Origin of the sequence: Streptomyces sp. GbtcB6, assembly GCF_019091475.1 — a bacterium.
Classification (GTDB): Bacteria; Actinomycetota; Actinomycetes; order Streptomycetales; family Streptomycetaceae; genus Streptomyces; species Streptomyces hyaluromycini.
The window spans coordinates 1-1,712 of record NZ_JAGXJL010000149.1 but is presented as its reverse complement, the minus strand read 5'-3'; the positions used below and the strand labels follow the sequence as shown (position 1 = coordinate 1,712).

2 protein-coding genes are annotated in these 1,712 nt (G+C 68.2%); one reads left to right on the top strand and one right to left on the bottom strand.

Going from position 1 to position 1,712, the window contains the following annotated elements; genetic code table 11:
- Nucleotides 1–1,203, bottom strand: a 1,203-nt coding sequence (locus KVT45_RS54895) for an NAD(P)/FAD-dependent oxidoreductase (protein ID WP_217562607.1), incomplete at its 3' end; no start/stop codon positions are given.
- A gap of 238 nt (nt 1,204–1,441) precedes the next feature.
- On the opposite strand from KVT45_RS54895, the gene KVT45_RS54890 reads away from it, so the two are divergent.
- A partial coding sequence (locus KVT45_RS54890; protein WP_217562605.1) for a PadR family transcriptional regulator occupies nt 1,442–1,712 on the top strand: 271 nt, incomplete at its 3' end.

Here is a 1,712-nt window from a genome sequence, read left to right as displayed (position 1 = left end):
GTCGCCGCTCATCTGGTCCAGGGACTTCTCGACGGCTTCGCGACTGTAGGCGATCATCTTGGTCTCGTAGTCGCGGACGGCCGCGAGCAGCGGTGAAGAGCCGTCACGGACGGCGGTGAGTCTGCGCGTGAGCAGGGCGGCGTCGCGCAGCGCCGTGTTGGCCCCTACGCCGCGACCGGGGGTCATGGTGTGGATCGCGTCGCCGAGCAGTGTGACGTTGCTGGTGGGCCACTGCTCGACGGGTTCGGAAGTGCGGATGGTCAAGGGGAAGCACGTGTTGGGGTCCGCGAGCGCGAAAAGCTCGCGCAGGTGCGGGTGCCAGGAGCCGGTGAGCTCGGCGACCAGGGCGTGCAGTTGCGGGCCGGTCATGGTGTCGATGTCGGCCGGCAGGTTGTGCCGAGCGCCGGCGAAGCCCCACATGATGTAGTCGCGGGAGTTGTCGAACTGCAGGCCGGGCCAGGTCTGTATCAGTTCGGTGTCGGTGGATCCGATGCCGGACCGCGGCGCGCCGGCGGCGTCCCAGGGGAACTCCATGACGTGCAGGATGCAGCTGTAGCCGTGGGGGGCGAACACCAGCGACACGCCGTTGCGGACCTTTTCGGTCAGCAGCTTGGCGGTCTGGTCGGTGAGTGGGACCTTGCCGGTGACCCCGACCAGGCCGGTGTCTTTGAGCTGCGCGTGGGGCAGGTACTGGCGGCGGACGCGGGACCCGGACCCGTCCGCGGCCACCAGCAGGTCGCCGGTCGCACTGGTGCCGTCGGCGAAGTGCGCGGTGACGGTCCCGGCGTCGTGCTGCTCGTAGCGGGTGAACGACTTGTCGAAGTGGACCTGGTCCTCCAGCCCGGTGAGCAGGACCTGGCGCAGCGTCATCCGTGACACGGAGCGTTCGGTGTCAGCGGGGTCCGCGCCCGATGCGCCGTCGATCAAGGCGTCGGAGCTGAACACCGCCTTGTACTTCTCGGTGAGCATGTTCATGTAGCGCGGGGTGCGGGCGCAGGTGGCCGCGAAGGTGTCGAAGACGTGGCTGGGCAGGACGGCGCGCAGGGACCGGCTGCCGTCGGGGTCGATACCGACTCGGTAGCCGTAGAGGCCGTCGCTGCGGGTGCGGTCGCGCTCGTAGACCGCCGAGCTGATGCCGGCTTTCTTCAGGCCCTGGGCGAGCGCGAGGCCGCCGGTGCCCGCGCCGATGATGATGACGTGCATGGTGGTGGTTCCTTCGGGGGTTGTCGGTTCGCTGTCCGCCGAGAGGTCCGCTGCCGGCCCGGGGTCGGTCGCGAGTTCTACCTGGTCGGGCGGACGGGGCTGCGGGTGGGGTCGTCGACGCGCAACAGAGTGACGACGAGGGGAGAGGTCCTCGGAATGCCCACAACTTGATAGTGGCATGTCCTCTAGTGGATATGCAACTAGAGGACATGCCACGTGCTGAAGGTAGGATGGGACTGTGCCTCCGAACTCGTCCTTCCGCCGCTCCCCACTCGCGCTGGCGGTCCTCGCACTGCTGGAGTCCGGCCCCCTGCACCCCTACGGCGTCCAGCGTCTGATCAAGCAGTGGGGCAAGGATCAGGTCATCAACGTCACCGATCGCACCACGCTTTACCGGATGATCACCCGGCTGGAGGCCGGCGGCCTGATCGAGGCCGTCGAAACGGAGCGCGACGAGGGATATCCCGAACGCACCGTGTACCGCCTGACCGACACGGGCCGCGAGACCT